Here is a 24864-nt window from a genome sequence, read left to right as displayed (position 1 = left end):
GCCTCGGTCTGCCGGTTGTTCACCGGCTGCGCTGGACCAGTCGCCGCCTTCCATAAGGGTTCACTAAAGCCCCGTAACAGCCAGACCAACATCTGAAGCCCCACTCCCCGGCATACAACATCAGTGAAGCCCAGCAGCGCAGCCTGCCTGCGCCCAACCCCAAAGGAGCACCCCATGATCAAGTCCAAGATGACCGCCCTGATCGCCGCCGCCCTCACCCTCAGCGTGTCCGCCTCCGCACAGAGCATGAATATGAAAAGCGCCTACGTGCGCATCGTTCACGCTGTGTCGGACGCGCCCGCCGTGGACGTCTACGTGGACGGCACCCGCACCGTCGCCAACGCGCCCTTCAAGGCCGTGACCCCTTACGGCGAAGTGCCCGCCGGAATGCACAAGGTCATGATCACGGCGGCAGGCAACATGAAGGCCGTCGTCTTCAGCGGCAGCGTGAACCTCAAGCCGGGCGTGTACTACACCGTCGCAGCAGCGGGCTACCTCAAGAAAGTCACCCCGATCATCTTCTACACCAGCGGCCTCAACAAGAACAAGGCCAAGGCCGAGATCACCGTCTACCACCTGGCCCCCGACGCCCCGCCCGTTCAGGCGCTGGCCGTGGACATGATGAAGGCCCCGCTGCTCAAGGGCGGCCTCAAGTACGGCTATGACCGCACCCTGCTGGTCAACCCGATGGGCGTCAACCTCGACATCGTGCCCTACGGCAAAACGATGCCGGTGGTCAAGAACGTCTCGGGCATCAGCGTGGCGGGCGGCAAGACCTACAGCCTGTTCGCGGTGGGCACCCTCAAGAACAAGAACTTCGACATCATCGTGACCGAGGACAAGCTGGAGATGGGCAGCATGGGCAAGAAGTAAGCCCCACCCTCTTTCACTGAAGTGGGCGCGTGGCTGACTCAGCCGCGCGCCCACTTCCTGTTTCTTCGGACACCCTACACTCAAGACACCTTCAACCAAGGAGAGGCCGCATGACCAGCACTCGACCATCCCGGCGACCCCGGCCGCCCCGGTACGCGGCAGGCTCTTTCTGGTGGCGGTTGCTGCGCGCCTGGATCGCCGCCGTGCTGCTCAGTGCCCTCGGCTACGCGGCGCTGATCTGGGCGGGCTGGGCCTACCCGCCGATCACCCTCTACGGCACGCTGACGCAGTGGCTGGGGGTGCCCGCCATCTTTCAGTTGCTGCACCGCTTGCTGGGCCTCGGCCAGAACGCCAAACTGCTGGCCTTCAGTGGTGTGGCCGTGCTGTGGCTGGGCGGCCTGAGCCTGCTCGGCACCCTGGAGCGGCCCCTGATCGCCGGAATCTCGCTGGCGATTCTGTGCATTCTGGGGCTGGGGGCGCTGGGCTGGTGGATGCCCCTCGTCTACGGGCTGGTGTTCTGGGCACTCCTGGAAGGTGTGAACCGGCTGCTGGCCCCGGCACCTATGAGCGCGCAATCCACGGCGGCACAGCCTGATCAGACCCGCCGCACCACCACCCTGGGCTTGGCCGCCGGAGGACTGCTGGCGGCGGGCGGCGGTCTCACGGCCCTGTTCAAGCCGGGAAGCGCCGCAACCACCACTGCTGCCCTCGCGCCCGGCGACCCGCTGCCGTTCGGCGTGACCCCGGTGTCGCAGTTTTACTACGTGTCCAAGAATCTCGAAGCCTTCGATCCGCGCCTGAGCGCCGAGAAGTGGACGCTGACGGTGGACGGCCTGGTCCAGAATCCGCGCACCTTCAGCCTGACCGATCTCAAGCAGTTTGCGCCCGTCACCAGTGAACGCACCCTCTCGTGCATCTCCAACCCGGTGGGCGGCCCGCTGATCTCCAACGGCATCTGGAGCGGCTTCCGCCTCTCGGAGTTGCTGCGCGAGGTCGGCCTGCAAAAGAAAGCCCGGTTCGTGCTGTGGGAGGCTGCCGACGGCTACACCGAGTCGCTGCCGCTGGGCGAGGCGCTCGACCCCGAGATTTTGCTGGTCACCCAGCTCAACAGCCAGCCGCTCAACACCAAGCACGGCTTTCCGCTGCGGGTCCTGATTCCGGGCCGCTACGGGATGAAGCAGCCCAGGTGGATCACCAGGATCACGCTCAGCGCCGAAGATCAGCCAGGCTACTGGGTCAAGCGCGACTGGTCGAAGACGGCGCGGGTCGAGCTGATGAGCCGCATCGATCAGCCGCCAGAAATCAGCCCCAATGTCAAGGCCGGAGCACCCACTTTTATCCGGGGCGTGGCCTTCTACAGCCAGCCGGTCACCAGAGTCGAGGTCAGCACCGACGGTGAGACGACCTGGCGCGAGGCCGAGCTGGTCAAGCCGCGCAGCGTCTACGCCTGGACGCCCTGGCAACTCGCCTGGACGCCGCAGACCGGGAGCCACATGCTATCGGTGCGGGCCTTCTCAGGCGAGGTCGTACAGAAGACAGCCCAGAAAGACGCCCTGCCGGAGGGGGCGACGGGCCACCACACCTTCGAGGTACAAGCCAGCTAGACTCTGTAGACACCACGCTGATTCAAGGCAAGATAAAGAGAGGACGGCCATTTTGGTGGATTTTATACGGCAAAATCAGAAATTAACTCACCTTTAATAAAGAGAGAGGTTCTAGTCATGACTTCCACCGCTTTCGCAATCCCAGTTGATGTTTTTCTCATCTGGATTTGGCGAGGCCACTTCAAACTGTAAGCTATGAAACATCTTCTATTTCCTACGGTGGCCCAGGCTGACGCCTTCGTTCAAGACCTGCAGTCGCAGAACCTAATTCAGGCGGATATGGGTCAGACCTCGGTCAACCGCCAGTCCAGCATGGGCACGGCAGACACCATGAGCAGTGGCGTGGCCGTCAACGACCCTGCCTATACCGACGGCGGCACAGCTGAGGACGCGGGCGAGGGTGCGGTCAAGGGCACCGGCGTCGGCCTGATCGCGGGCGCAGTGGCCGGTGTGATTGCCACTGCCACCACCGTCGCCACCGGCGGACTGGCCCTGCCGGTCATTCTCGGCATGGCGGCGCTGGGTTCGGGCGTCGGCGCGGGCGTGGGAGCCATCGGCGGCGCGGCGGGCGTGGACGAGACCGGTTACAACAACAGCTACGGGGTGAGCGACGAGCACTATGACCGTATGGACCAGACCGTCAACAGCGGTGGCCGCGCCATCGCCGTTGAGGACTCTGTGCCGATGGCCGCTGTGCAGGCCGCCGCCGACCGTCACGGTGGACAGTTCGTCGGCTAAAGCCAACTGAGTGAACGAAGGGCGGCCTCGTCATGGAGCCGCCCTTTCGCTTGCCCTGCTGCATTCGCATACCCGATGTTCAGGCCGGAGCGGCGTCCTCGCTTACACCGCCGTCCTTGTCGGGCTTGGCGAAGATCATCCGGCCCACGTTGGTCTGCACATTGTTGACGACCACCACGCGAGCGGCGCGGCCCCGCAGTTTCTGGCCATCCTCGACCACGATCATGGTCCCGTCGTCCAGATACGCCACGCCCTGCCCGGCCTGCTGACCGCCCTTGGTGACGGTGACGGTCAGCACGTCGCCCGGCTGGAGTTGTGGGCGCAAGGCGACCGCCGCCTCATTGAGGCTCAGCACAGTCAGGCCGTGCAGCTTGGCAATCTTGCTGAGGTTGGAATCGTTGGTCATCAACCTGGCCCCAGTTTCGCGGGCCAGCCGCACCAGCTTGTCGTCCACGGTGCTGAGGTCTGGGGTGTCCCAGTCCTCGACGCGCAGGCTGGTGACCTGACGCAACTCCTCAAGGACGTTCAGGCCGCGCTTGCCGCGCGTGCGCTTTTGTGCGTCGCCGTGATCGGCCAGCAATTGCAGCTCTCTGAGCACGAAGCCCGGCACGATCAGCTCGCCCTCGACGAACCCGGCGCGCGCCAGATCGACGATGCGCCCGTCGATGATCACGTTGCTGTCGAGCAACTTGCCGCCCTGCTTCTTGCGCGGTGCGGGGCCAAAACCGCTGAAGGCGTCGGCGTTTCTGACGGCAAAGGTGACGAAGAAGGCGGCCAGCACTCCGGTGATGATCACGTTCCACCACCAGCGGTAGACCGGCACACCGCCGAGCAGATTGCTCAGCAGCACGCTCACCAGCAGGGCGATGACTAGCCCGAACGTCGCCGCCGTGACGGTGCGCGGCGAGACCCCGGCATACCAGGCCTGTACTCTCTCGGCAGCGCCGACCCAGCGGCGCTCGATGCGGAAAACGATCAGGAAGGAGGCCAGCATCCCGGCCAGCATCAGTGACAGGGTATTGGTGAGCTGAGCGCTGGGCGAGGCCGCCGCAGGCAGCCAGCGGCCCGCCACCCAGCCGAGCAGCAGTCCCACCAGCAGGGTCAAAGCGCGAACAGCAGACATTCAACTTCCAGTCTACACGCCGCGCTGCGTTCTGGCAGCCTGCCACACCACACCGAGCGCGTCCTCGACGCTCCGCACGCCGCCGCCCCGGCGCTCACCTTCCAGGCCCGGCGGCACCACCAGGCGGTCATAGCCGGTGCGGCGGGCTTCCTCGGCGCGGCGCTGCTGGCCGGTCACGGCGCGCACCTCTCCGGCCAGCCCGACCTCACCGAACACTGCCACGTCGCCGGGCAGCGCCTTACCGACTACGGCTGAATACACCGCGATGGCCACCGCCAAGTCGAGGCCGGGATCGAGCACCTTGAGGCCGCCCGCCAGGTTGACATAGATGTCCAGCCCACCCAGGTTGAGATCCAGACGCCGCTCCAGCACAGCCAGCACCACGTCCACCCGGCGCGGGTCAAGGCCGACGACCACCCGGCGCGGGTTGGGGTAAGGCGTCTTGGCCGCCAGCGCCTGCACTTCCAGCAGCATCGGGCGGTGGCCATCTAAGGTCGCCGCGACCACGCTGCCCGGCACGCCGACAGGCCGCTCGGCCAGGAACGCGGCGCTAGGGTTGTCCACGGCGATCAGACCCTCACCGCGCATCTCGAAGACGCCCAGTTCGCCCGCCTGCCCAAAGCGGTTTTTCACCGACCTGAGCAGCCGGTACTGGCCCACCGATTCCAGAAAGACGGTGGTGTCCACGATATGTTCCATCACCTTCGGCCCGGCCACCGTGCCGTCCTTGGTGACGTGGCCGACCAGCACCGTGGCGGTGCCGGATTCCTTGGCCGCGCGGGTCAGTAAGCTGGTGGCCTCGCGCACCTGGGCCACCCCACCCGCCGCACCGTCACCCTCGATCTGCACCGTCTGGATGCTGTCCACAATGCACAGGGCGGGTTTATGTTCCTGCATCAAAGCGGCGATGTGCTCGGCCCTGGTGTCGCGGGTGAGCTGGATATCGGAGGTGACGCCCAGCCGGTCGGCACGTAGGCGGATCTGCTCCAGCGATTCCTCGCCCGCCACGTACAGCACCGTTCGGCCCGTGTGCGCGAGCTGATGCGCCACCTGAAGCAGCAAGGTGGATTTGCCGATGCCGGGTTCGCCGCCGATCAGGGTGACGCCGCCCGCCACCAGACCGCCGCCCAGCACCCGGTCGAGTTCGGCCAGCCCGCTGGTGAGCCGGGGTTCCTCACGCCGCCCGACACTGGCCAGACCCGTGAGTTTGCCTCCCGTGACGCCACCATACGCGCCGCCGATCGCCTTGCCCTTGCTGCTCAGGGCGGGTGTCTCTTCCTCGAAGCTGTTCCAGGCCTGGCAGTTCGGGCAGCGGCCCAGCGGCCCCGACGCCTGATACCCACACGACTGGCAGACGTACTTGGTCTGAACGCGGGCCATTACTTGAGCGGTAGTTTGTGCAGCGCCGCCTCAGCCTGCCGGGTGGGCAGGGTGGCCGAGCCGGTGGGACGGCTCCCAGCTTTCCAGAACTGCTCACCGTCGGTCATCAGGTAGTCGCCCTCCACGAGTTCGCGGCTCAGCACCGACACGTCTTCCAGGGTGGTGTGGTCGTGCAGGAAGGTGTCCAAGTCAGCGGCGCTGTAGAGGTGCCCGCCTTCGAGCTGGGCGGAAAGGTGGCTGAGTACAGCGAGCTGGTGGGCACGGCGGCGGTCGCTGGGCCAGGTGGTCACGCGCCCGCGTTCGTCTTGAAAGGCGGCAATGCTTTTCGTCATGCTTTGAATGCTAGCGGGTTTGGGGCCAGGAGACTGGAAGTTGAGGTGCTGGGAGTGGTATCCAGGAAGCGCTGACCCGTCTCAAAGCGTGTCTGGGGCGATATTCGCTGCCCTTACTTCCCCCGGCCCAGGTTCTGCCGCTCGAGGGCGGAGGGGAAAAGCAAACCGTATGTAACTACTCAGCGAGGTAGCTCAGTCTCCTTGCTACAGTTGGACATCTGCGAAGTTCCCTGTCCCAACTGTGAGCGCCTTGAGGCCCGGATTCGTGAACTCGAAGCGCAGGTGGCTCAGTTGCTCGGACGGCTCCGGGACCTCGAGGCCCGGTTGGCACAGGACAGCACGACGTCCAGTCAACCACCGAGCAAAGACAAGCCGTGGGTACCCAAGAGTGAGCGCCAGAAGACCGGCCGGTCTTCTGGCGCTCAACGTGGTCATGTCGGTAAGACCCTCAAGATGGCGGAGCACGTGGATGAGGTCGTCTCCTTACCGTTGACCGGATATTGCGCCTGTGGACACGCGTGGGAGAGCGTCAGTGCCCAAGGGCACGTAGCACGGCAGGTCATGGACCTGCCAGAGCTGCGTTTGCAGGTGACCGAGTACCGCGCGGACGTCAAGGTCTGCCCAGGGTGTCGGCACCGCCAGCACGCATCCTTCCCTGACGACGTTCCCGGCCGGGTTCAGTACGGGTCTCGGGTTCATGGGCTGGCGGTCTCCCTGAATGCGGCACACTTCATACCGCTGGAACGCACCACGGAGATCCTCGAAGCGTTGTGTGGAGCGCATCCCAGTGAAGGCACCATTGTCCTGAACCTCCAATTGGCTGCTGACCGCCTCATCGACTTCGAGACACAGCTCAAAGCCGCGCTGCTCAATCAACCCGTCCTGCACGCCGATGAGACCGGCAGCAAGGTCAACGGCAAGCTGCAGTGGATGCATGTCGTGAGCTGCGCGCAGCTCACCCTGGATGGCCAGCATTCCCAGCGGGGCTTCGCCGCGCTGGAAGCCATGAATGTCCTGCCGCAGTTCAAGGGCATCCTGATGCACGACGCCTGGAGCACGTCTTTCAAGCTCTCCGCGAAACACGCACTCTGCGGGGCACACCTGCTGCGCGAACTGCGTGGCCTCGCCGAGCATCACGCTCAAGTATGGGCGGGAGAGCTGCGAGACGCGCTGCGCCTGGTGTACCACCAGCAGAAGGATGGGACGATCACTCCCGACCTCGTGATCGCCTTCGAACAGCAGTTCGATGCCCTGCTGGACGCTGGACTGAAGGCCAATCCTCCAGCACCTCCGGTCCCTGGGAGACGAGGCCGAACGAAACAGACACCAGGCCGCAACCTGGCCCTGAGGTGCCAGCAGCACCGCGAGGCGGTGCTGCGCTTCCTCCACGACGAAGGTGTGCCTTTTGACAACAATCAGGCCGAACGGGACATCAGGCCGTGGTGCGTTAAACGCAAGGTCTCTGGGGGCTTCCGATCCAAGGAGGGCGGCCAGCACTTCGCCCGTATCCGGAGTGACATCTCGACGCTCCACAAGCAGGGATTGAACGTCTGGCATGGCCTCGTCAGCGTGTTTCGCAGTGAAATCATTATGCCTAGTTTTTGCTGCTGAGTAGTTACAACCGTATTTCGTCTTCCGACTTCACTGGCCGGGCAGATCTTCGGCACAGCGTCCACTCCAGAAGCACACGACCGTCTGGAATGTTGACGCAGACACCCGCTAGAGGCGTGGGAAGCTCCATCCCGAGTGGAGCGATAAGCTCCCCTCTCCCACTCCAGAGCGCAAAAACAAAGCTGGCCCCCACTCTCTCCCCGCCGCACCCGCTAAGATCAGAAGCTGCGGTGCGCGCAAGTGACTAGACCTCATCTTCCGGCACTGTCACCCCCGGAGGAGTTTTGAGCTACTGGCGTACCCAAATCAAACCGCTGCTGGACGCCGAAACCGGCACCATGTTCAAACAGGCCCCTATCCGTGTGTCGCTGGTCTTCCCTAACCGCTACTCGGTGGGCATGGCGAGCCTCGGCTTTCAGGTCATCTACCGGATGTTCAACAACGAGGAGGGCGTCGCCTGCGAGCGGGCCTTTCTGCCCGACGACGTGGAGCAATTCGAGAAGCAGAACCAGTCACTGCCCACCGTCGAGAGTGGCAAGGACGCGGGCGACTGCGAACTGTTCGCCATGAGCGTGAGTTTTGAACTTGATCTGACCAACATCATCCGCACCCTCGATCTGGCCGGGCTGCGGCCCCTGCGCAGCGAGCGAAACGACACCGACGCCATCGTGATGATCGGCGGCCCGCTGACCAGTTCCAACCCGTACCCGCTGACCCCCTTTGCCGACCTGATCGTGATCGGTGACGGCGAGCAGATCGTGCCAATGGTGAGCGAGGCGCTGCGGGCTTCCGATACCCGTGAGGACTTCTACGACCTCGTTGACGGGATGCCGGGGATTTTCCTTCCGGCCCGTCACAGCGTCGAGCCAAACTGGGCCACCGCGCCCAAAGAACTGCTGCCTGCCTACTCGCAGATCGTGACCCCGCACAGCGAACTCTCCAATATGTTCCTGATCGAGGCGCAGCGCGGTTGCCCGCGCCCCTGCACCTTCTGCCTGGCGCGCACCATGTACGGCCCCAACCGCAACAACGGCGGCGACGAACTGCTGGAGCACATTCCCGACTGGGCGCAGAAGGTCGGCTTGGTGGGCGCGGCGCTCTCCGACTTTCCGCACACCAAGTACGTGGGGCGCACCCTGACCCAGCGCGGCGTCAAGCTGGGCGTGTCCAGCATCCGCGCCGACACGGTGGACGAGGAACTGGCCGAGATCTTGAAGGCGGGCGGCCTGCGTACCTTCACGGTGGCCTCCGACGCGCCGTCCGAGAGGTTGCGCCGCTGGTTGAAGAAGGGCATCACCACTGAAGACCTGCTCAAGACCGCGCAAATCAGCCGCGACCTCAAGTTCTCGGGCCTCAAGGTCTACATGATGATCGGGCTGGGTCCGGAGACCGACGAAGACATTAGTGAGCTGATCTCGTTTACCAAAGAGCTGGCCGCCATCAACCGCATCGCGCTGGGGATTTCACCGTTCGTGCCCAAGCGCCACACGCCGCACTTTCAGGACAGTTTCGCGGGCGTGAAGCTGATCGAGGGCCGCCTCAAGCGCATCCAGAAAGAACTGAGAACCACCGCCGAGCTTCGCAACGTGTCGGCCAAGTGGGCCTGGGTGGAGAGCGTCATCGCGCGCGGCGGGCCGGAAATCGGCATGGCGGCGTACCAGATTTACCGAAACGAGAGCATCGGGGCCTGGAAGAAGGCGCTGGAAGAAGTGGGCTGGAGCGACGAGTTCGAGGCCAACGAGAGCCGCATCGAGCTTCCGGCGGGCCAGATCGTGCGCGGCGCGAGCGGGCAGCACGAGGGGCTGGCCGTCTAGCATTCAGCGAAAGGAAAAGGCGCGGCGTTCCGTTAGAGGAGCCGCGCCTTTTACTGAGCACTCAACCGCGCACGCTGCCGACTGGCTCCGGATGCGGGTCGTGCCTGTAGTCCAGATACGACAGGTACGTCAGCCAGCCGAAGCCGCCGAACAGGGTCAGCATGAATGCCAGCGGCATCACCCACGGAAAGAGCCACGCGCCAGGAATGAGTAAGCCGACAACCAGACTCAGCAGGCCGTAGCAGACCAGAAAAACGCCGCTACGGCGCTGGCTCTGGTACCAGGCCCGCTTGCTCAGAAAGGTCCAGCGGGTCCGAAAGCCCACCCACCGACTCGGTTCTACCTTGCCCATGACATTACCGAGCAGCATGAAGAAGAAGCCGAGGCCCACCAGGACGGCCCGTTCAGGGGTCCACCCCAGAGCGTACTGGGCGGTGAACATCAAACCGAGCAGTGCCAGACCCACCCGCACCACCCGCATCACCGCGCTGTTGTTCGGGGTCCATCTCTGGGCAACCCACATCACCCCGATGATGGCCAGCAAGATCAGCGGTACCAGCGCCAGCGCCTCGAAGCGCCCACCGTAGCGGTCCACCTCGCCCTGAAGGTTCCAGTGGACCGGCACCCGTTCGGGGATACGGTTCCAGGTCCAGACGATCAGGGCCGCGTTGACGGCCAGCGCCAGCAGGGTCGGCCATTCTCGTTTCAGGGACATCGTTTCTGGAGAAACCGGGTCGTTCATGGTTTTGCCTCCCTCTTGTGCGGAACCGTCTCCGGCTCGCCGAACAGTCCCAGCAGGCCACTCAGCACATCCTGAAACACGGTGGTATTCAGACGGTAGAGAACGGACGTGCCGCGCTTCTCGGTCTGAACCAGATCGGCGGCCTTGAGCACGGCGAAGTGGCCACTGAGGGTGCTTTTGGTTAGTGGAAACAGCTCGGCCAGTTCGCCCGCCGTGCGCTCACCACCGCGCAATTCACGCAGAATCTCGCGGCGGGTAGGATCGGCCAGGGCTTTGAAGACTTCGTTCACCTCTCCTCCTATTTTGTTAATTCGCCAATTACCGAAATACTAAGCCTTCATCTGGAGCATGTCAAGCTCGGTGGGTCTATCCTGAAGGCATGACCCTGACTTCTCCGTTGAGCCTGGAGCAGATTCGCCAGCAGTTTCCGCCGCTCCAGCACGGCCTGATCTACTTCGATAACGCGGCGGGCGGGTTGCTGCCAGAGCGCAGCATCGCGGCCATCACCGACCACCTGACCCGCTACGGCGCGACCAATTCCACGCCGGGGCACGCCGCCGGGGCCGAGATCATGGCGCTGAAGGTGCGGGCCCGGGAAGCGACTGCCGCCTTCATCAACGCTAAGCCGGGCGAGGTTGCACTGGCCCAGAGCAGCACCGCGCTGAACTTCCGGCTGGCCGCCGCCTTTGCCCGCCTGTGGGGGCCGGGCGACGAGATCGTCATCTCCGAGCTGGAGCACGAGGCCGACGCCAGCCCCTGGCGTGAGCTGGAGCGGATGGGCGTGAAGGTGAGCATCTGGCGCGCGCAGGGCGACATGACGCTGGATGTGGCCGGTCTGGAGGCGCTGCTGACCCCGCGCACCCGGCTGGTGGCAGTGACAGCGGCCAGTAACGCGCTGGGCATCACGGTGGACATTCCCGCTGTCAGCCGGGCGGTTCACGCGGCAGGCAGCTGGCTGATGGTGGACGCCGTCCACGCCGCACCGCACATGTTGATTGACGTGAAGGCCTGGGGCTGCGACTTCCTGTGCTTCAGTCCCTACAAAGTCTGGGGGCCGCACCTGGGGGCGCTGTACGTACGCGGCGAGTTGCTGGCCGGGTTGCCGGTGCCCAAGCTGGAATTCGTGGCCGAGGACGACATCGCCAAACTGGAACACGGCACGCCGCAATACGAGCTGCTGGCCGGATGGCTCGGCACACTGGACTATCTGGCCGAGCTGGGCGGAGAGCAGACCTTCAGCCGCGCCGCGCTGGAAGCCGCTTACCGCCGCATTCACGAGCTGGAGTCTCCCCTGCTCTCGCAACTGCTCAGCGGTTTGCAGAGCGCCAGGGGCGTCACCGTCTACGGCCCGGCCACCCCTGAACACCGGGTCGGCACGCTGGGCTTCCGGGTTGCGGGCGAGTCGCCCCTTCAGACCGCCGAGCGCTTGATGAACGCGGGCATCAGCGTGGCCGCCGGTCACTTCTACGCCGTGATGCCGATCACCCGCCTGGGCCTCTACCCGGACGGTGTGGTGCGGGCGAGTCTGGCGCATTACACCTCGGCGGCGGACGTGGACGCACTGCTGGCGGCGGTGGAAACGGGCCACTGATGGTTCGTTGGGTCCAGGGGGCCAGGCAACCGAAATTCCCTGTCCCCCTGGACCCTCAGCCTCCCGTTACTCCCATATCTCGCCCAGCACTTCGTCCGGCAATGCCTCGTCCAGCGGCACCTGATCGGCCCACACCTTCATATTGGTGAGGCGGGCCGCACCGAAGGTGGTGGTAAAGGCCACGTCGGCGGCGTCGCGCCCGGTGGCGATCAGAATCCGGCCAATCCGGGGATGGTTGTGGCGGGCGTCGAAGTTGCGCCACTCGCCGCCCAGATACGCCTGAAACCAGGCGTGGAAATCCATCGGCACACCGTCGGGCGGTATCCCGATGTCGCCCAGATAGCCGCAGACGTAGCGGGCCGGAATGTTGAGCGCCCGGCAAAATGCCACGCCCATGTGCGCAAAATCGCGGCAGACCGCCTTGCCGGAGCTGTACGCCTGCTGGGCGGTGGTGGTGGAGTTGCTGCCCACGCCGTAGATGCACGAGCCGTAAAGGTGGTCACTGATGGCCTGCACCTGCGCCCAGCCGCCCTGAATGTGCCCGAATCTCTCCCAGGCTTCACTGGCCAGCAAGTCGGAATCAGCGTAACGGCTGGGCAGCAAAAATCTCAGGGTGTCGTCGGGCAGTTCTTCCACCGGAGTCTTGGGCAACTCGGGCGACTGCGGATCGGGCAGGCCGGACACGTCCACCAGCATGTCGTGGCTGACGACCACGGTGCCGGGCTGGGCCAGCATTCGCCACACCACGTTGCCGTGGGCGTCGTCATAGCGGTGCAGGTGGGTGACGCCGCTTCGCGGCTCGACGGCGCGGCGGGCCTGGATGATGTGCTGGCCGGGGCGCTCGGTGGGTTCGACGACAAACAGCATCGGGGTTGGAAACGGCACTTCGAAAGTGAGTGCGAAGCCTACGCGGACGCGGATGATTTCGGTCAGGGGCAGAGCGGGCGCAGACATGGCTTATCTTTTCACAGATTGTCCAGATCGCAAGGTAGAGCGGCCCGACACCCCACCCCGGACCGCATCCTGAGCCGCCGCTGCCGGACAATACGCAGCCGCGCCCTGACTTTCGCCTACCCTGGGAGCATGAACCGACTTGCCAGTGAGTCCAGCCCATATCTGCGCCAGCATGCCGAGAACCCGGTGGACTGGTATCCCTGGGGCGAGGAAGCCTTTGCTGCCGCGCGCGCACGCGACGTGCCGCTGCTGCTGAGCGTGGGCTACTCGACCTGCCACTGGTGTCACGTGATGGCCCACGAGAGCTTCGAGAACGAGCAGATTGCCGCCTTCATGAACGCCCATTTCGTGAACATCAAGATCGACCGTGAGGAGCGCCCCGACGTGGACGGCGTCTACATGAGCGCGGTGCAGGCCATGACCGGATCGGGCGGCTGGCCGATGACGGTGTTCGCGCTGCCCAGCGGCGAGCCGTTTTATGCCGGAACCTACTTTCCGCCGACGGATCGCCAGGGTCTGCCGGGTTTTGCCCGCCTGCTGAGCAGCCTCGCCTCGACCTGGCAAACCGAGCGGGAGAAGGTACTGGGCAACGCGGCGTCCATCACCGCGCACCTCAGAGCGCAGACGCCGCAGGAAGGGGAGCCTGACCCGCTGCCTGCAGACTTTCTGGAGCGCAGTATGGACAATCTCAACCGCGCCTACGACACCCGTTTCGGGGGGTTCGGCCACGCACCCAAGTTTCCCGCGCCCACCACACTCAGCTTTCTGCTGACGCAGCCGCAGGGCCGCGAGATGGCGCTCACGACCCTGCGCAAGATGGGCCAGGGCGGTATCTACGACCAGCTCGGCGGCGGCTGGCACCGCTACAGCGTGGACGAGCGGTGGCTGGTGCCGCATTTCGAGAAGATGCTCTACGACAACGCCCAACTCGCCCGGACACTGCTCAGCGCTTATCAGGCCAGCGGCGACACCGACCTGCTGCGGCTGGCCCGCTCAACCCTGGGCTATCTGGAGCGCGAGATGCTCAGCCCTGAGGGCGGCTTCTACAGCGCCCAGGACGCCGATCAGGACGGCATCGAGGGCAAGTTCTTCGTCTGGACGCCACAGGAGTTCGAGGAACTGGGCGAGGACGCCGGGTGGATACAGCGGTACTTCGGCGTGACGCCTGGGGGCAACTTCCTTGACCCGCACCACCCCGAGTTCGGGCGGCGCAGCGTGCTGAGTGTGCCCCAGCCGCTGCCAGAACTGGCCACCGAGCTGGGCCAGAATGAGGCCGAACTGTGCCAGCGGCTGGAGCGGGCCAGGGGCACCCTCTTTGCCGAACGCCAGAAGCGCACGCCCCCCGGCACCGACGACAAGGTGCTGACCTCGTGGAACGGACTGGCCCTGGCCGCCTTCGCCGACGCTGCTCGCCTCACCGGGGAAGCGCGCTACCTCGACATCGCCCGGCGCAACGCCGACTTCGTCTGGGCCAACCTCCGCGACCCGGACGGCGGGCTGCTGCACACCTTTCACGGCGGCGCAGCCAGGGTGCGCGGCTTGCTGGAAGACCAGGCACTCTACGGGCTGGGGCTGGTGGCGCTCTATCAGGCGGGCGGCGATTTGGCACACCTGCACTGGGCGCGGGAATTGTGGCAGCTCTGCGCCGGGCAGTACTGGGACGAGGACGCAGGGCTGTTCTACTCGACAGGCGGCCCCGCCGAGGCCCTGCTGACCCGCCAGGCCCAGGCCTTCGACTCTGCCGTGCTAAGCGACAACGCCGCCGCCGCGCTGCTGGGCGTGTGGATCTCACGTTACTTCTCACAGGAAAGTGAGGGCGAGCGGCTGGCCCGGCGAACGGTGCAGACCTTCCAGCGCGAGATGCTGGCCGCCGCAGCGGGTTTCGGCGGGCTGTGGCAGGTGGCGGCCTTTTTGCAAGCGCCGCACACCGAGATCGCGCTGCTCGGCACACCGCAGGAACGCGCTCCGCTGGAAGCCGAACTCGCGCGCCACTTCCTGCCGTTCACGGCGCTGGCCTTCAGTGAATCGGGCGGCGGGCTGGAGCTGCTGGAGAACCGGGGCGGCGCGGGCGTGGCCTATGTGTGCGTCAACCGGGCCTGCGAATTGCCGACCTCGAAGCTGGACGTGTTCGCCGGGCAGTTGGAGCGGATCGGCGGGTCCGCGTGATCAGGTCTGCATGATCGGATCTGCTTGATCTGGCACCGCGCCCACCGACATGCCCAGGCCGGTCATCCTCAAGGAAGCCAGAAGCGCTCCTCAGCCGCCGTCCACCTCGGGGGTTCAGACTGTCTTTATCTCACGCCCGCAGGAGGTTTTCTATGACCAAGCGAGACGATCCGCACAACGACCTCAGCACGCCGCACGATCCCAAGGACGACCACGAGTCGCACTACACCACCGCACCCGCCGAGGACCGGGTGGGCACCCAGGACCGGAGCATCGGCGGCATTCAGAACCAGGAAGACCACCCTTCCGGTGAGGGCGCGCAGACCTTCAAGGGTCTCAATTCGCTGGTGACCCGCGATCCAGAGGCCTTCGAGCACGCGCCGCAGGACCCGGCCTATGCGGGCGCGGACGCCCCGGTGGGCACGCTGGGGGGCATGCCGCCAGCCATCAGCATGCCCGGTGAGCTGTCTGCCGGTGTGGCCAGTGTCGCGACCATGGGGTTGTTGCCGGGCGGCACCATCGGCGGGGTGATGATGCCGGATTCCTTTCTGGCCCGCGATATCGACCCCAACCCGTCCTACACGCCGCCCAGCGAGGAAGTGCCCCCCCACCCCAACGAGGGAGCTGCTGGCGTGCCTGCCGGTGCGCCGGGCGAAGCGTATCTGGAGCGCAACCTCAACGATACGGTCAGCACCGACAAGGACCGGTCGTGACCGATCCCAACAGCATGAACGGCAGTGATTTTCCGACGGTGAACAACCCGACGGGCGTGCCGGACTACAGCGGCAGCGATCTGCCCACCAACGAGGAAATGGGCGGCCTCAGCAGCAGCGTGGGCGGAATGAGCCGTGCGCCCCGCGTAGACGATTCCATCGTGGACGAGATTGGTGGCACGGGCGAGGCAGGCCTCAGCCGCGACCCCGACGACGCGGCGGGTGCACCGGTCCATGAAGTGTCGGGCAAGAAGACCAACCAGGTGCCGTAAAGCAGCCTGATTGTTCTGGAGCGTGGCCCAGGATGAGGAGCAGCACCTTCAGCCTGGGCCGCTCTTTTTGAAAGCGGCTTCGATCTACAGCGGCAACACGTACACCACGCCGTCTTCAACTTCAGTCCTGAAAATCTTGACTGGCTTGACGGCGGGCAAAGCCTTGGCCTTGCCGGTGGCGAGTTCAAACCTGGCCCCGTGCTTCTCGCAGGTGATCCGGCCATTGTCCACGTCGCCGCCGACCAGCGGGAAGTCCTTGTGGGTGCAGTTGTTTTTGAGAGCGTAGTACTGGCCCTCGTAATTGACGACCACCACCGACTGGCCGCCCACCTTCACCTCGGTCTGGCTGCCTTCGGGAAGATCGTCCGCCGCGCCGACCTGGACGCGCTCAAGTTGCACTTGCTCACTCATACCCGGCAGTCTAGCGAACCCGGCCCGCCGCAATTGGCGACCAATGGTCAGACGCCGCAGCCGGTCCCCGCCCTTCTTTCAGACCCGGCGCGGCTGCCCAAGTCCAGATGGCGAGGGTGAAGCCCCGGTAGTACGACTCAGAGGCGAGAGGTTCCATCCGCGCCGTCGGCGAGAGGAGACCGAAGGCCGCCAGCAGCCGTGGTCTGGACCTTCCTCAGCTCCAGCCTCAGTTTTCCAGTTTCATCCGCTTGCCTTGCCGCGCCGAGGCAAACAGGGCGTCGAGCACGCGGGCCTGCTTCACGGCGTCGTCCGGCAGATAGCGCAGCGCTTCCTCGCCCCGCGCGGCCCGCTGAAAGTGCTCCACCATCCGGGTATAGCCGTTGCTGGGCGCAAAGCGCTCCTCCTGTCCGTTGAGGTGCAGGGTCGGGGTCGTCTGGCGAAACTCGCTGTTGGACTCGAACGGCTGCTCCATCTCCAGACTGCCGGCCGTGCCGTGAACGACCAGACGCGGCGTGCCCACCCAGTCGAAGGCGCAGTTGACGCTGGCCAGCGCCCCACCGTCGTTCAGTCCTGAATAATCCAGCGCCGCCGACAACCCCAGGTCCACCCCCTGCTTCGTCCAGCGGGCCTGGGCCTGAAGGCTGCGGGGTTCACCCAGCAGCAGGCGCATCAGGTTGACCGGATAGCAGCCCACGTCGTAGAGCGCGCCGCCGCCCATCTCGGGCTGCCAGCGGAAGTCCTCGGGGTTACTCAGCGTGAAGCCGTAACTGCTCTGGTAGCTGCGGACAGTGCCGAGTTCGCCGCCCTGCACGATCTGGCACAGCCGCTCCACATGCGGCTGAAAGCGGTAGGCGAACGCTTCCAGCGACACGCGTCCGGTCTCGGCGGCCACGTCCGCGAACTGCTGGGCCTCGCCCGCGTTGAGGCTCAGCGGCTTCTCAGTCAGGGCGTGCTTGCCCGCGCGCATGGCAGCGGCGCTCCAGGGCAGGTGCAGGTGGTTGGGCAGCGGATTGTACACCGCGTCGATATCGGCGTCCACCACGTCCTGATAGCTGCCGATTTTGGGAATCTGCCACTCGGCGGCAAAGCGGCGGGCGTGTTCGGAAGACGGGTCACGCACGCCGACGATCTCGATGGTGCCGCCACTCTCACGGATCGCCGGAATCAGGGCGCGGGCGATGCGGGCCGCGCCGAACAAACCCCAGCGCAGGCCGGGGGCGAAAGCTGAATCGGTCATGGCCCGAGTTTAGAGGAACGGGACCAGGGGAAGCGGCAGGCCTCGCGGCGGCTCAACTTTCTCAGCTTAGCAAGCGGGCCGCCTGACGGTGCTGTGACGAATCTCAACGCGGGCTTGGGCGTCGGCTGACAGAAGGCTGAAGCGGCGGACGGACCATCGGGGCAGAAGCGAACACGACCCTTCACCCACCGCACCGGAGGCCCAGCATGACCACGTTCCGCCTTCAGACTGCTGCCCAGCAACCCGCCTTCCCAAGCATTCCCAGCTTTGAGACCCTGGCCAGTCACCTGCTGGCCTACGACTTCCCCGCTGGATTCGCCGAGCGCCTGGCCGGGGAGGAGGGCTGGACGCTGGCCTTCGCGCTGGATGTGCTGAACGAGTACCGCCGCTTCCTGGTGCTGGCCGCCACCGCCGGGCAGAGCGTGACACCGAGCCGGGCGGTGGACGCGGCCTGGCACCTGCACCTGATGCACACCCGCGATTACTGGCTGCGCCTGACGCCGCTGCTGCCTGCCGCACTACACCACGATCCGTCGGGCGGCTCCATCAGTGAGGCGGCCAGTTTTGCCCGGCAGTATCTGGAGACGCTGGCGCTCTACCGCGCCCGGTTCGGTGAAGCGCCGCCGCTGATCTGGCCCGGCCCCAGCACCACCGCGCCGCGCCGGATTGGCTGGGCCAAGCGCCGCTTCCCGCGCTGGCTGGCGCTCCTGACCCTGTGGGTGGTGGGCGGTGCGGCGCTGATGCGCTTCGGCATCTGGGCGGTGGCGGGGCTGGTGGTGCTGGGCTTCGTGCTGCTGGCCGCCAGACCGGGTGCGAAGAAACGGCGCGGCTCGGGAGAGGGCGGCGCAGGCGACGGAAACGGCACTGGCCTCTTCAGCATTCCGAGCGACTTCAGTTTTGGCAACCTCGGGGGCGACACCTGCGACGCGTCCGGCAGTGAGGGTGGCAGTAACGACGGCAGTTGTAGTGACGGTGCTGGCAGCGACGGAGGCGGGGGCAGCAGTTGCGGCTCGGGCTGCGCACGCTGAGCAGCGTCAGGCCTGAACCGTGAACGGCAGCGCCAAAGCAACTGGCGCGGCGGGGTAAACTGAGCGCAACGGTGGGCAGGTCAGCAGGCTTGACCCACACTCTTCAAGGAGACACACACGACCATGGACATGCGAAAGCTGATGAAGCAGATGCAGCAGGCCCAGACAGCGGCCAGCAAAATTCAGGAACAGCTCGCCGCCCAGACGGTGGAGGGCAGTGCCAGCGGCCTGGTCACAGTGACAGCCAACGGCCACGGCAAGGTGCAGAGCCTCAAGATCAAGCCCGAGGCGGTGGACCCGGACGACGTGGAAGCTTTGGAAGACCTGATTCTGGTGGCGATTCAGGAGGCGACGGGCAAGGCTGACGAGTTGCAGCGGCAGGCCACCCAGGCGCTCGGGCTGCCAGGCGGCATGTTCTGATCTGGTTGACGCCGGAGAGCGCATGAAGTACCCGCCCAGCCTCATCGCCCTGATCCGCGAACTCTCGCGCCTGCCGGGCATCGGCCCGAAAAGTGCCCAGCGTCTGGCGTTCTACCTCTTCGAGCAGCCACGAGAGGATATCGAGCGCCTGGCGGGGGTGCTACTGGAAGCCAAGCGCGATCTGCACACCTGCCCCATCTGTTTCAACATCACCGACGCCGACGTGTGCGACGTGTGCGCCGATCCGGCCAGGGCACAGAACCTGATCTGTGTGGTCGAGGAACCCGGCGACGTGATCGCCATCGAGAAGAGCGGAGAGTACAACGGTCTGTACCACGTCCTGCACGGCGTCATCAGCCCGATGAACGGCGTCGGGCCGGACAAGCTGCACCTCAAGCCGCTGCTGCCCCGGCTCCAGGACGGCATGGAAGTCATCCTAGCCACCGGCACCACCGTCGAGGGTGAGGCCACCGCCATGTACCTCCAGCGCCTCATCGAGCCGCTGGGCGTCGTGGTGTCGCGTATCGCCTACGGCCTCCCGGTGGGCGGCGCGCTCGAATACGCCGACGAGGTGACGCTGGGCCGGGCACTCAGCGGGCGGCAGCGGGTGACCAAGTAACCAACTTCTCTGTTGCGACTACCCCCGTCAGGGCGGTTTTTTCACACTCGGGGGCAGTTTGGTGACGTCCGGGTGAGATCAAAACGAGTATGATGAGTTACGATGCTTGCTGCCCTTAAACAATTGGTCACAGATGTAGACGGTGCCTGGGCCGCTGCCCTCGGCGGTCTTGACGGCCTGCTGGTGGACGGCCACAGCGAGGCCGACGTCGACCTGACCCTGCTGGTCGCCGAACACGCCGGGCTGCTGCGTGCCGCCAAACAAGCCTACGAACACACCCTGTCGGGCGGCGTGCCGAACGAGTGGTTCTTGCGCGGCGAAACCCTCAGCGCCTACCTGCTGCCGATTCAGGATTTCTTCCTGCTGCTCATTCTCGACGGCCACGGCAATCTGGGTCAGGCGCGGGTCTACGGCCAGCAGACCCTCAAGCAACTGGAGACGTACTTATGAGCGCGCACCTGGGCGAGGTCATCGACCTGCCGGGCGTGGAGGGCGCAGTGCTGAGCAGCGCCGACGGCCTGAGCCTGGAGAGCTACGGCCACTACACCGAACTGCTGGCTGCCGAGCTGAGCGCGCTGCGGGCCGTTTTCGAGCGGGCCTCGCGCCAGGGCGGACTGGGCCAGATGTCGCGCGCCAGCATCACCGCCGAGACGCTGGAAATCGTGATGGTGACCGCCGGGCCTTATCTGGCGGCGGTGGCCCTGACGCGCGGTATCGACACCCGCGCTGCCCAGCAGGCACTGGCCCGCCTGGCACTGAACCTGTCGCTGCCGGGAGCCAACAATGCCCGCTGAGCCGCCGCTGCCCACCGAGCTGATGAACCGGCTGCTGGACACCAAGGGAGTGCGTTTCGCCGCGCTGATCGGCTCCGACAGCCAGGTGCTGAGCAGCGCGGGCAGCCCGGTAGCCGACGCCAGTTTTGTGCAGGCCGCCCGCGCCGTGGCCCAGAGCCTGAGCGCCACGGTGGGCGGGCAGCCACTCAGGGATCTGCTGATGGATTTTGCCGATGGTCCGGTCCTGCTGACTCCCACCGCCAAGTCCGATCACCTGCTGGTGGTGGGCTTCGACGACGTGGGCAATCTGGGCCGGGTCAGGTTTGCGGTCAAGCGGGAAATCGGCAAGTTGTAGCGCTGAAGAACAGGCCGGGCCGCAAAAGAAAGCAAGCGAGGACCGATTATCTCCGGTCCTCGCCCGCTTTTGGCTCCTCTGTTCAGTCCGCTGCGTCACCCTGGGCATACTGGAGGCGGTGCAACCGGGCGTAGTAGCCATTTTGCGAGAGCAGTTCGCGGTGGCTGCCCTCCTCCACCACCTGACCCCGGCGCATCACCACGATGCGGTCGCAGTGCTCGATGGTGCTCAGGCGGTGGGCGATGATGACGCTGGTACGGCCCTGCATCACCTTGGCCAGCGCGTCTTGAATGCGCATCTCGGTCTCGGTGTCCACGCTGGCGGTGGCCTCGTCGAGCACCAGCAGAATATCGGGATTCTGAATCAGGGCGCGGGCGAATGCCAATAGCTGCTTCTGGCCAGTGCTGAGAGTCGCCCCGCGCTCACGGACCTCGGTGTTGTAGCCCTCCGGCAGCTCCATGATGAACTCGTGGACGCCCACGTACTTGCACGACTGAATGACCCGCTCGTGGGGAATGTCGGGATTGCCGAGGGTCAGGTTGGTTTCCATCGTTCCAGCAAACAGGAAAACGTCTTGCAAGACCACCCCGATGTGGCGGCGCAGATCATACTGGGCCAGATCCTTGACGTCCACGCCGTCCACATCCACCGAGCCGCGTTGCACGTCGTAGAAACGGCTCACCAGCGAGGTGATGCTGGTCTTGCCCGCACCCGTCGCCCCGACCAGGGCCACGCTCTCGCCGGGGCGGATATGCAGGTCGATGCCGCGCAATGTCCAGCGCGGGTCATCGTCGGGCGTATCAGAGGTCACGGCAGGATCGTAAGAGAACCAGACCTTGTTGAGATCGACGCGGCCCTCGAAGTGCTCCAGGGTCTTCGCACCTGGTTTGTCCTGAATGGTCACGGGTTCGTCAAGCACCCCGAAAATGCGCTCGGCGGACGCCATCGCCGCCTGAAGATTGTTCATCACGTCGGCCAGATCCTGAATCGGCTGAAAAAGCTGACCGACGAAGCTGTTGAAGGCGACCAGGGTGCCCAGGGTAACGCCGCTGGCAGCCAGGAAGGCGTCAGGGTTGCCCACGCCCGCCTTGATCAGGATGCTGCGCCCGGCGAACCACAGCACCAGCGCGCTCGCCACCGCACCCAGCACGCTGACCGTCGGTTGGAACAGCGAGAACCAGCTCACCGAGTTGATGGTGGCCCCCAGCAGCCGCCGGTTGGAGCGGTCGAAGTCCTGGGCGTTGTGGTTTTCGCGGCCAAACAGCTGCACCGTCAGCATTCCGGTGATGTTCTCGTTGAGCTTGGTGTTGACGATGGCCTGCTGGATGCGGGTGTCGCGGAAAGCGTAGCGGATCTTGGTGCGGAAAAACGCCGAGGCGTAGAACAGAATCGGCAGCACCAGAAAGCTGATGATCGCCAGCGGCCACGACACGCTGAGCATGATGACCACGTAGGCGATGATCAGAAAGGTACTGGTGATCAAGCTGACCAGCCCTGCCGTGATGAACTGGTTGATGGCGTCCACGTCCGAGGTGACGCGGGTAATCAGGCGGCCCACCGGGTTGGCGTCGAAGAAAGCCAGCGGCAAGCGCTGCAACTTGGTGAAGATATCGCTGCGGATGTCGTAGAGCACCTTCTGGCCCAGCAAGCTGATGACGTAGGTGGCGAGGTAGCGCAGCAAAAAATCGAACAGCCGCAGCCCCAGGAACAGCAGGGCCGCCTTGAGCAGGATCTGAAACAGCGCCTGCCGGGTGGCCAGATCGCTGCCCGCCGTCAGCACGTTCGGCCCCAGCGCGTGGTCGATGGCGTAACGCTGAATCAGGCCGTAGAGCGGCGCGGCCACCGAGAACAGCAGGGTGGCGACCAGGCCCAGGGCCGCCAGTTTTCGGTAGGGGCGCAGGTATTTCAGAATCCGGCGGGTGATGCCCGCGTCGAACTCCTTGAGGAAGGTTTCGTCGGGCTGGGTCATGCGTTCACCTTATTTTTGGTTGGGCTGTTCGTATCAGGGCTCCGGGCGGGCGCAGCCTTCGAGAGTTGCGTCTCGTCCTCGCCGCTGAAGTCGCCCTCCAGACGCTGCTGGCGGTCCAGTTCGGTGTAGCGTCCGCCCAGGGCCAGCAGGTCGTCGTGGCTGCCCTGCTCCATGATCTGGCCGCGCTCCATCACGATGATGTGGTCGGCGTGGCGCAATGTGCTGACCCGGTGGCCGATCAGCAGCACGGTGCGGCCTTCCTGCACCTGGCGCAGCCCACTGAGGATGCGGCTCTCGGTCTCGGTGTCCACCGCGCTCATGGCGTCGTCGAGCACCAGGATGCGCGGCTCACGGGCCACCGCGCGGGCCAGGGCCGTGCGCTGGCGCTGTCCACCCGACAGGGTCACGCCGCGCTCACCGAGGATGGTGTCGTAGCCCTGCGGGAAGCGCTCGATCTCCCCGTCCAGGCCCGCGATCTGGGCGGCGGCGCGCACCCGGTTCATGTCGGGCTGGCGCTCGTCGGGCGGCGGCGCTTTCGATTTCAGCACGCTGATCCGGGTGGACACCGGCCCGTAGCCCGCGTTGCCCAGACCGAAGGCCACGTTGGCCGCGATGGTGTCGGAAAACAGAAACGGCTCCTGCGGCACCACTGCCACGTTCTCGCGCAGCACCTTCAGCGGCATCCGGCGCACATCGTGGCCGTCCACCCGCACCGTGCCGGATGAGGCGTCCATCAACCGGGTCACCAGATTGCCCAGCACCGTCTTGCCGCTGCCGGTCGGCCCGGTGATGCCCAGGGTCTGCCCGGCGGGAATCTTCAGCGAGACGTCTTTGAGTACTTGCTGGCCGTCGAAGCTGAGGCTTACCTTGTCGAACTCGATCTCGCCGTTCACCGTCTTGATGCTGGAGTCGGTGCGCCCATCGTCCCTGATCATCGGCTGGGCCACGAACAGTTCCTGCAAGCGCCCCCACGACGCCGAGCCGCGCTGGAGCATATTGGTGATCATGCCGATGCTGAGCATGGGCCAGGCCAGCCGGTCAAGTACCAGCGCGAACTGGGTAAACTGCCCCAGCGTCAGCGGGCTGTTCGGCACCAGGCCCAGAATCATCCGCCCGCCGTAGATCAGCACCGTCACATAGGCCAGACCCATCAACAGGCTCATCGAGGCTTGCAGCGGGCCTTCCACGGTGGTCAGGCGCAGGGCGCGGCGAATCAGTTCGGCGTTCATGGTCTTGTATTCACCGATCTCGCGGTCTTCAATCGCGTAGCCCTTGACCACCCGCGCGCCCGAAAAGTTTTCCTGGGCCTTGGCGGCGATCACGCTGTTTTGCTCCTGCATTGCCACGTAGCGGGCGCTGATCAGCCGCGCCAGCACGAACAGGGTCCCGATGATCACCGGGAAAATCAGCAGCACCGCCAGGGTGAGCTGCCACGACAAACTAAGAAACCAGAAGAAGCTGACCACGAAGCTGGCGATCACACTGGCGACCTGCCAACTGCCGAAGCCGATCATCTCGCGCACCGCCGAGAGGTCGCCGGTCAGGCGGTTCATCAAATCACCGGTACGCGCACGGTCAAAGTAATATTTGTCGAGGGTCGAGAGGTGGCCGAACAGATCGCGCCGCACCTCATATTCGATCTGGCGGCTGGCGTAGACGATCTGGCGGCGCACCATCACCATCAGCCCGCCGGAAAACACCACCGAGATGACGGCCAGCAGCGCATAGATGGCCACCTGCCCCGCCGAGATCCCTCCCGCCGAGACAGCTTGGCCAGGCGACGCCCCCGACACCGTGGCCCGCGTCAGGCCGTCGATGACCAGGCGGGTAAAGTAAGCGGGCAACGTCACAGCCCAGCTCGCGCCAAACACCGCCAGGGTACCGACAAAAAACTGGCGCTGGTGCAATTTCAGGTAGGGCCAAAGGGTAGACAGGGTATTCAAGAGCGACCTCAGCAAATGAAAATCGGAGACGAGAGTGTTGGCCAAAAATGGAAAAAGTGTAGCGCCAGAGCGGGCCAGAGCAGGCAAGAGGCTCAGTCTACGCCCGCAGGCCGCCAGCCAACTAAGCCATTTGGCGCAGTTGGCTTGAGCCGGAGTTCAGAGTTTGGGCCGTACCCCGCCCTCACCTTTCTCCAGG

General features: G+C 65.2%; 25 protein-coding genes. 15 read left to right on the top strand and 10 right to left on the bottom strand.

What is annotated here, in order from left to right:
• Positions 1–174 precede the first annotated feature (174 nt).
• The 3 genes from N0D28_RS04790 to N0D28_RS04780 all read left to right on the top strand — a co-directional run bounded on the left by N0D28_RS04790 (position 175) and on the right by N0D28_RS04780 (position 3215).
• Positions 175–873, top strand: coding sequence for a DUF4397 domain-containing protein (locus N0D28_RS04790; protein ID WP_260561236.1), 699 nt, complete (start codon positions 175–177; stop codon positions 871–873).
• A 110-nt stretch (positions 874–983) separates the two neighbouring features.
• Positions 984–2477, top strand: a complete 1494-nt coding sequence (locus tag N0D28_RS04785) for a molybdopterin-dependent oxidoreductase (RefSeq protein ID WP_260561235.1) — start codon at positions 984–986, stop codon at positions 2475–2477.
• 195 nt (positions 2478–2672) lie between these two features.
• Positions 2673–3215, top strand: a complete 543-nt coding sequence (locus N0D28_RS04780; protein WP_260561234.1) for a hypothetical protein — start codon at positions 2673–2675, stop codon at positions 3213–3215.
• Between the two features lie 79 nt (positions 3216–3294).
• Here N0D28_RS04780 and N0D28_RS04775 read toward each other — a convergent pair whose 3' ends face one another.
• The 3 genes from N0D28_RS04775 to N0D28_RS04765 are packed head-to-tail and all read right to left on the bottom strand — an operon-like array spanning position 3295 to position 6050.
• On the bottom strand, positions 3295–4338 hold the full coding sequence (locus N0D28_RS04775) for a PIN/TRAM domain-containing protein (RefSeq protein WP_260561233.1): 1044 nt from the start codon (positions 4336–4338) through the stop codon (positions 3295–3297).
• Positions 4339–4350: 12 nt separating this feature from the next.
• Positions 4351–5718, bottom strand: coding sequence for a DNA repair protein RadA (gene radA / locus N0D28_RS04770; RefSeq protein ID WP_260561232.1), 1368 nt, complete (start codon positions 5716–5718; stop codon positions 4351–4353).
• The gene (locus N0D28_RS04765) at positions 5718–6050 is read right to left on the bottom strand and encodes a DUF2087 domain-containing protein (RefSeq protein ID WP_260561231.1); all 333 of its coding nucleotides are present in this window, start codon (positions 6048–6050) and stop codon (positions 5718–5720) included. Before N0D28_RS04765 ends, radA begins: the two co-directional genes overlap by 1 nt.
• 261 nt (positions 6051–6311) lie before the next feature.
• On the opposite strand from N0D28_RS04765, the gene tnpC reads away from it, so the two are divergent.
• Both tnpC and N0D28_RS04755 read left to right on the top strand, forming a co-directional pair.
• Positions 6312–7661 carry an IS66 family transposase gene (gene tnpC / locus N0D28_RS04760; protein WP_260561822.1) on the top strand — a complete coding sequence of 450 codons (1350 nt, stop codon included), beginning with the start codon at positions 6312–6314 and terminating at the stop codon, positions 7659–7661.
• Between the two features lie 284 nt (positions 7662–7945).
• Entirely contained in the window at positions 7946–9475 is a 1530-nt protein-coding gene (locus N0D28_RS04755) for a B12-binding domain-containing radical SAM protein (protein ID WP_260561230.1), read from the top strand.
• 61 nt (positions 9476–9536) lie between these two features.
• Here N0D28_RS04755 and N0D28_RS04750 read toward each other — a convergent pair whose 3' ends face one another.
• Complete coding sequence (locus N0D28_RS04750; protein ID WP_260561229.1) at positions 9537–10217, bottom strand: DUF1648 domain-containing protein; 681 nt, start codon at positions 10215–10217, stop codon at positions 9537–9539.
• On the bottom strand, positions 10214–10507 hold the full coding sequence (locus N0D28_RS04745; RefSeq protein ID WP_260561228.1) for an autorepressor SdpR family transcription factor: 294 nt from the start codon (positions 10505–10507) through the stop codon (positions 10214–10216). Before N0D28_RS04745 ends, N0D28_RS04750 begins: the two co-directional genes overlap by 4 nt.
• 89 nt (positions 10508–10596) lie before the next feature.
• On the opposite strand from N0D28_RS04745, the gene N0D28_RS04740 reads away from it, so the two are divergent.
• Positions 10597–11808 (top strand): cysteine desulfurase-like protein, encoded by a 1212-nt coding sequence (locus tag N0D28_RS04740; RefSeq protein WP_260561227.1) that lies wholly within the window; start codon positions 10597–10599, stop codon positions 11806–11808.
• Between the two features lie 66 nt (positions 11809–11874).
• Here N0D28_RS04740 and N0D28_RS04735 read toward each other — a convergent pair whose 3' ends face one another.
• Complete coding sequence (locus N0D28_RS04735; RefSeq protein ID WP_260561226.1) at positions 11875–12762, bottom strand: transglutaminase-like domain-containing protein; 888 nt, start codon at positions 12760–12762, stop codon at positions 11875–11877.
• Positions 12763–12891: 129 nt separating this feature from the next.
• Between N0D28_RS04735 and N0D28_RS04730 the strand changes: the two genes are divergently transcribed.
• The 3 genes from N0D28_RS04730 (at position 12892) to N0D28_RS04720 (ending at position 15913) form a co-directional block, all read left to right on the top strand.
• Positions 12892–14928: a thioredoxin domain-containing protein gene (locus N0D28_RS04730; protein ID WP_260561225.1), complete on the top strand. Its 2037-nt coding sequence runs from the start codon at positions 12892–12894 to the stop codon at positions 14926–14928.
• A gap of 152 nt (positions 14929–15080) precedes the next feature.
• Positions 15081–15641 carry a hypothetical protein gene (locus tag N0D28_RS04725; protein WP_260561224.1) on the top strand — a complete coding sequence of 187 codons (561 nt, stop codon included), beginning with the start codon at positions 15081–15083 and terminating at the stop codon, positions 15639–15641.
• Entirely contained in the window at positions 15638–15913 is a 276-nt protein-coding gene (locus N0D28_RS04720; RefSeq protein ID WP_260561223.1) for a hypothetical protein, read from the top strand. The genes N0D28_RS04725 and N0D28_RS04720 overlap by 4 nt, the downstream gene beginning before the upstream one ends.
• An 84-nt stretch (positions 15914–15997) precedes the next feature.
• On the opposite strand, the gene N0D28_RS04715 is transcribed toward N0D28_RS04720, so the two are convergent.
• The gene (locus tag N0D28_RS04715; protein WP_260561222.1) at positions 15998–16324 is read right to left on the bottom strand and encodes a non-heme iron oxygenase ferredoxin subunit; all 327 of its coding nucleotides are present in this window, start codon (positions 16322–16324) and stop codon (positions 15998–16000) included.
• A 226-nt stretch (positions 16325–16550) separates the two neighbouring features.
• A complete protein-coding gene (locus N0D28_RS04710) occupies positions 16551–17561 on the bottom strand; it encodes a Gfo/Idh/MocA family protein (RefSeq protein WP_260561221.1) in 1011 nt (336 codons plus the stop codon).
• Positions 17562–17767: 206 nt separating this feature from the next.
• Here N0D28_RS04710 and N0D28_RS04705 point away from each other — a divergent pair, with 206 nt between their 5' ends.
• From N0D28_RS04705 to N0D28_RS04680, 6 genes are all read left to right on the top strand, one after another.
• Positions 17768–18589, top strand: coding sequence for a glycine-rich domain-containing protein (locus N0D28_RS04705; protein WP_260561220.1), 822 nt, complete (start codon positions 17768–17770; stop codon positions 18587–18589).
• Positions 18590–18712: 123 nt separating this feature from the next.
• Positions 18713–19009 carry a YbaB/EbfC family nucleoid-associated protein gene (locus N0D28_RS04700; RefSeq protein WP_260561219.1) on the top strand — a complete coding sequence of 99 codons (297 nt, stop codon included), beginning with the start codon at positions 18713–18715 and terminating at the stop codon, positions 19007–19009.
• 22 nt (positions 19010–19031) lie between these two features.
• Positions 19032–19628 (top strand): recombination mediator RecR, encoded by a 597-nt coding sequence (gene recR, locus N0D28_RS04695; RefSeq protein ID WP_260561218.1) that lies wholly within the window; start codon positions 19032–19034, stop codon positions 19626–19628.
• A gap of 102 nt (positions 19629–19730) precedes the next feature.
• Positions 19731–20078, top strand: coding sequence for a roadblock/LC7 domain-containing protein (locus tag N0D28_RS04690; protein WP_260561217.1), 348 nt, complete (start codon positions 19731–19733; stop codon positions 20076–20078).
• Positions 20075–20422, top strand: a complete 348-nt coding sequence (locus N0D28_RS04685) for a roadblock/LC7 domain-containing protein (RefSeq protein ID WP_260561216.1) — start codon at positions 20075–20077, stop codon at positions 20420–20422. Before N0D28_RS04690 ends, N0D28_RS04685 begins: the two co-directional genes overlap by 4 nt.
• Positions 20412–20756 carry a roadblock/LC7 domain-containing protein gene (locus N0D28_RS04680; protein ID WP_260561215.1) on the top strand — a complete coding sequence of 115 codons (345 nt, stop codon included), beginning with the start codon at positions 20412–20414 and terminating at the stop codon, positions 20754–20756. Before N0D28_RS04685 ends, N0D28_RS04680 begins: the two co-directional genes overlap by 11 nt.
• 82 nt (positions 20757–20838) lie before the next feature.
• Here N0D28_RS04680 and N0D28_RS04675 read toward each other — a convergent pair whose 3' ends face one another.
• Together N0D28_RS04675 and N0D28_RS04670 are read right to left on the bottom strand one after the other, a co-directional pair.
• The gene (locus N0D28_RS04675) at positions 20839–22725 is read right to left on the bottom strand and encodes an ABC transporter ATP-binding protein (RefSeq protein ID WP_260561214.1); all 1887 of its coding nucleotides are present in this window, start codon (positions 22723–22725) and stop codon (positions 20839–20841) included.
• Entirely contained in the window at positions 22722–24668 is a 1947-nt protein-coding gene (locus tag N0D28_RS04670) for an ABC transporter ATP-binding protein (protein ID WP_260561213.1), read from the bottom strand. The genes N0D28_RS04675 and N0D28_RS04670 overlap by 4 nt, the downstream gene beginning before the upstream one ends.
• Positions 24669–24864: the final 196 nt, after the last annotated feature.

It is taken from the genome of Deinococcus rubellus, assembly GCF_025244745.1.
GTDB lineage: Bacteria > Deinococcota > Deinococci > Deinococcales > Deinococcaceae > Deinococcus > Deinococcus rubellus.
This window is presented reverse-complemented; position numbering and strand designations above follow the sequence as displayed.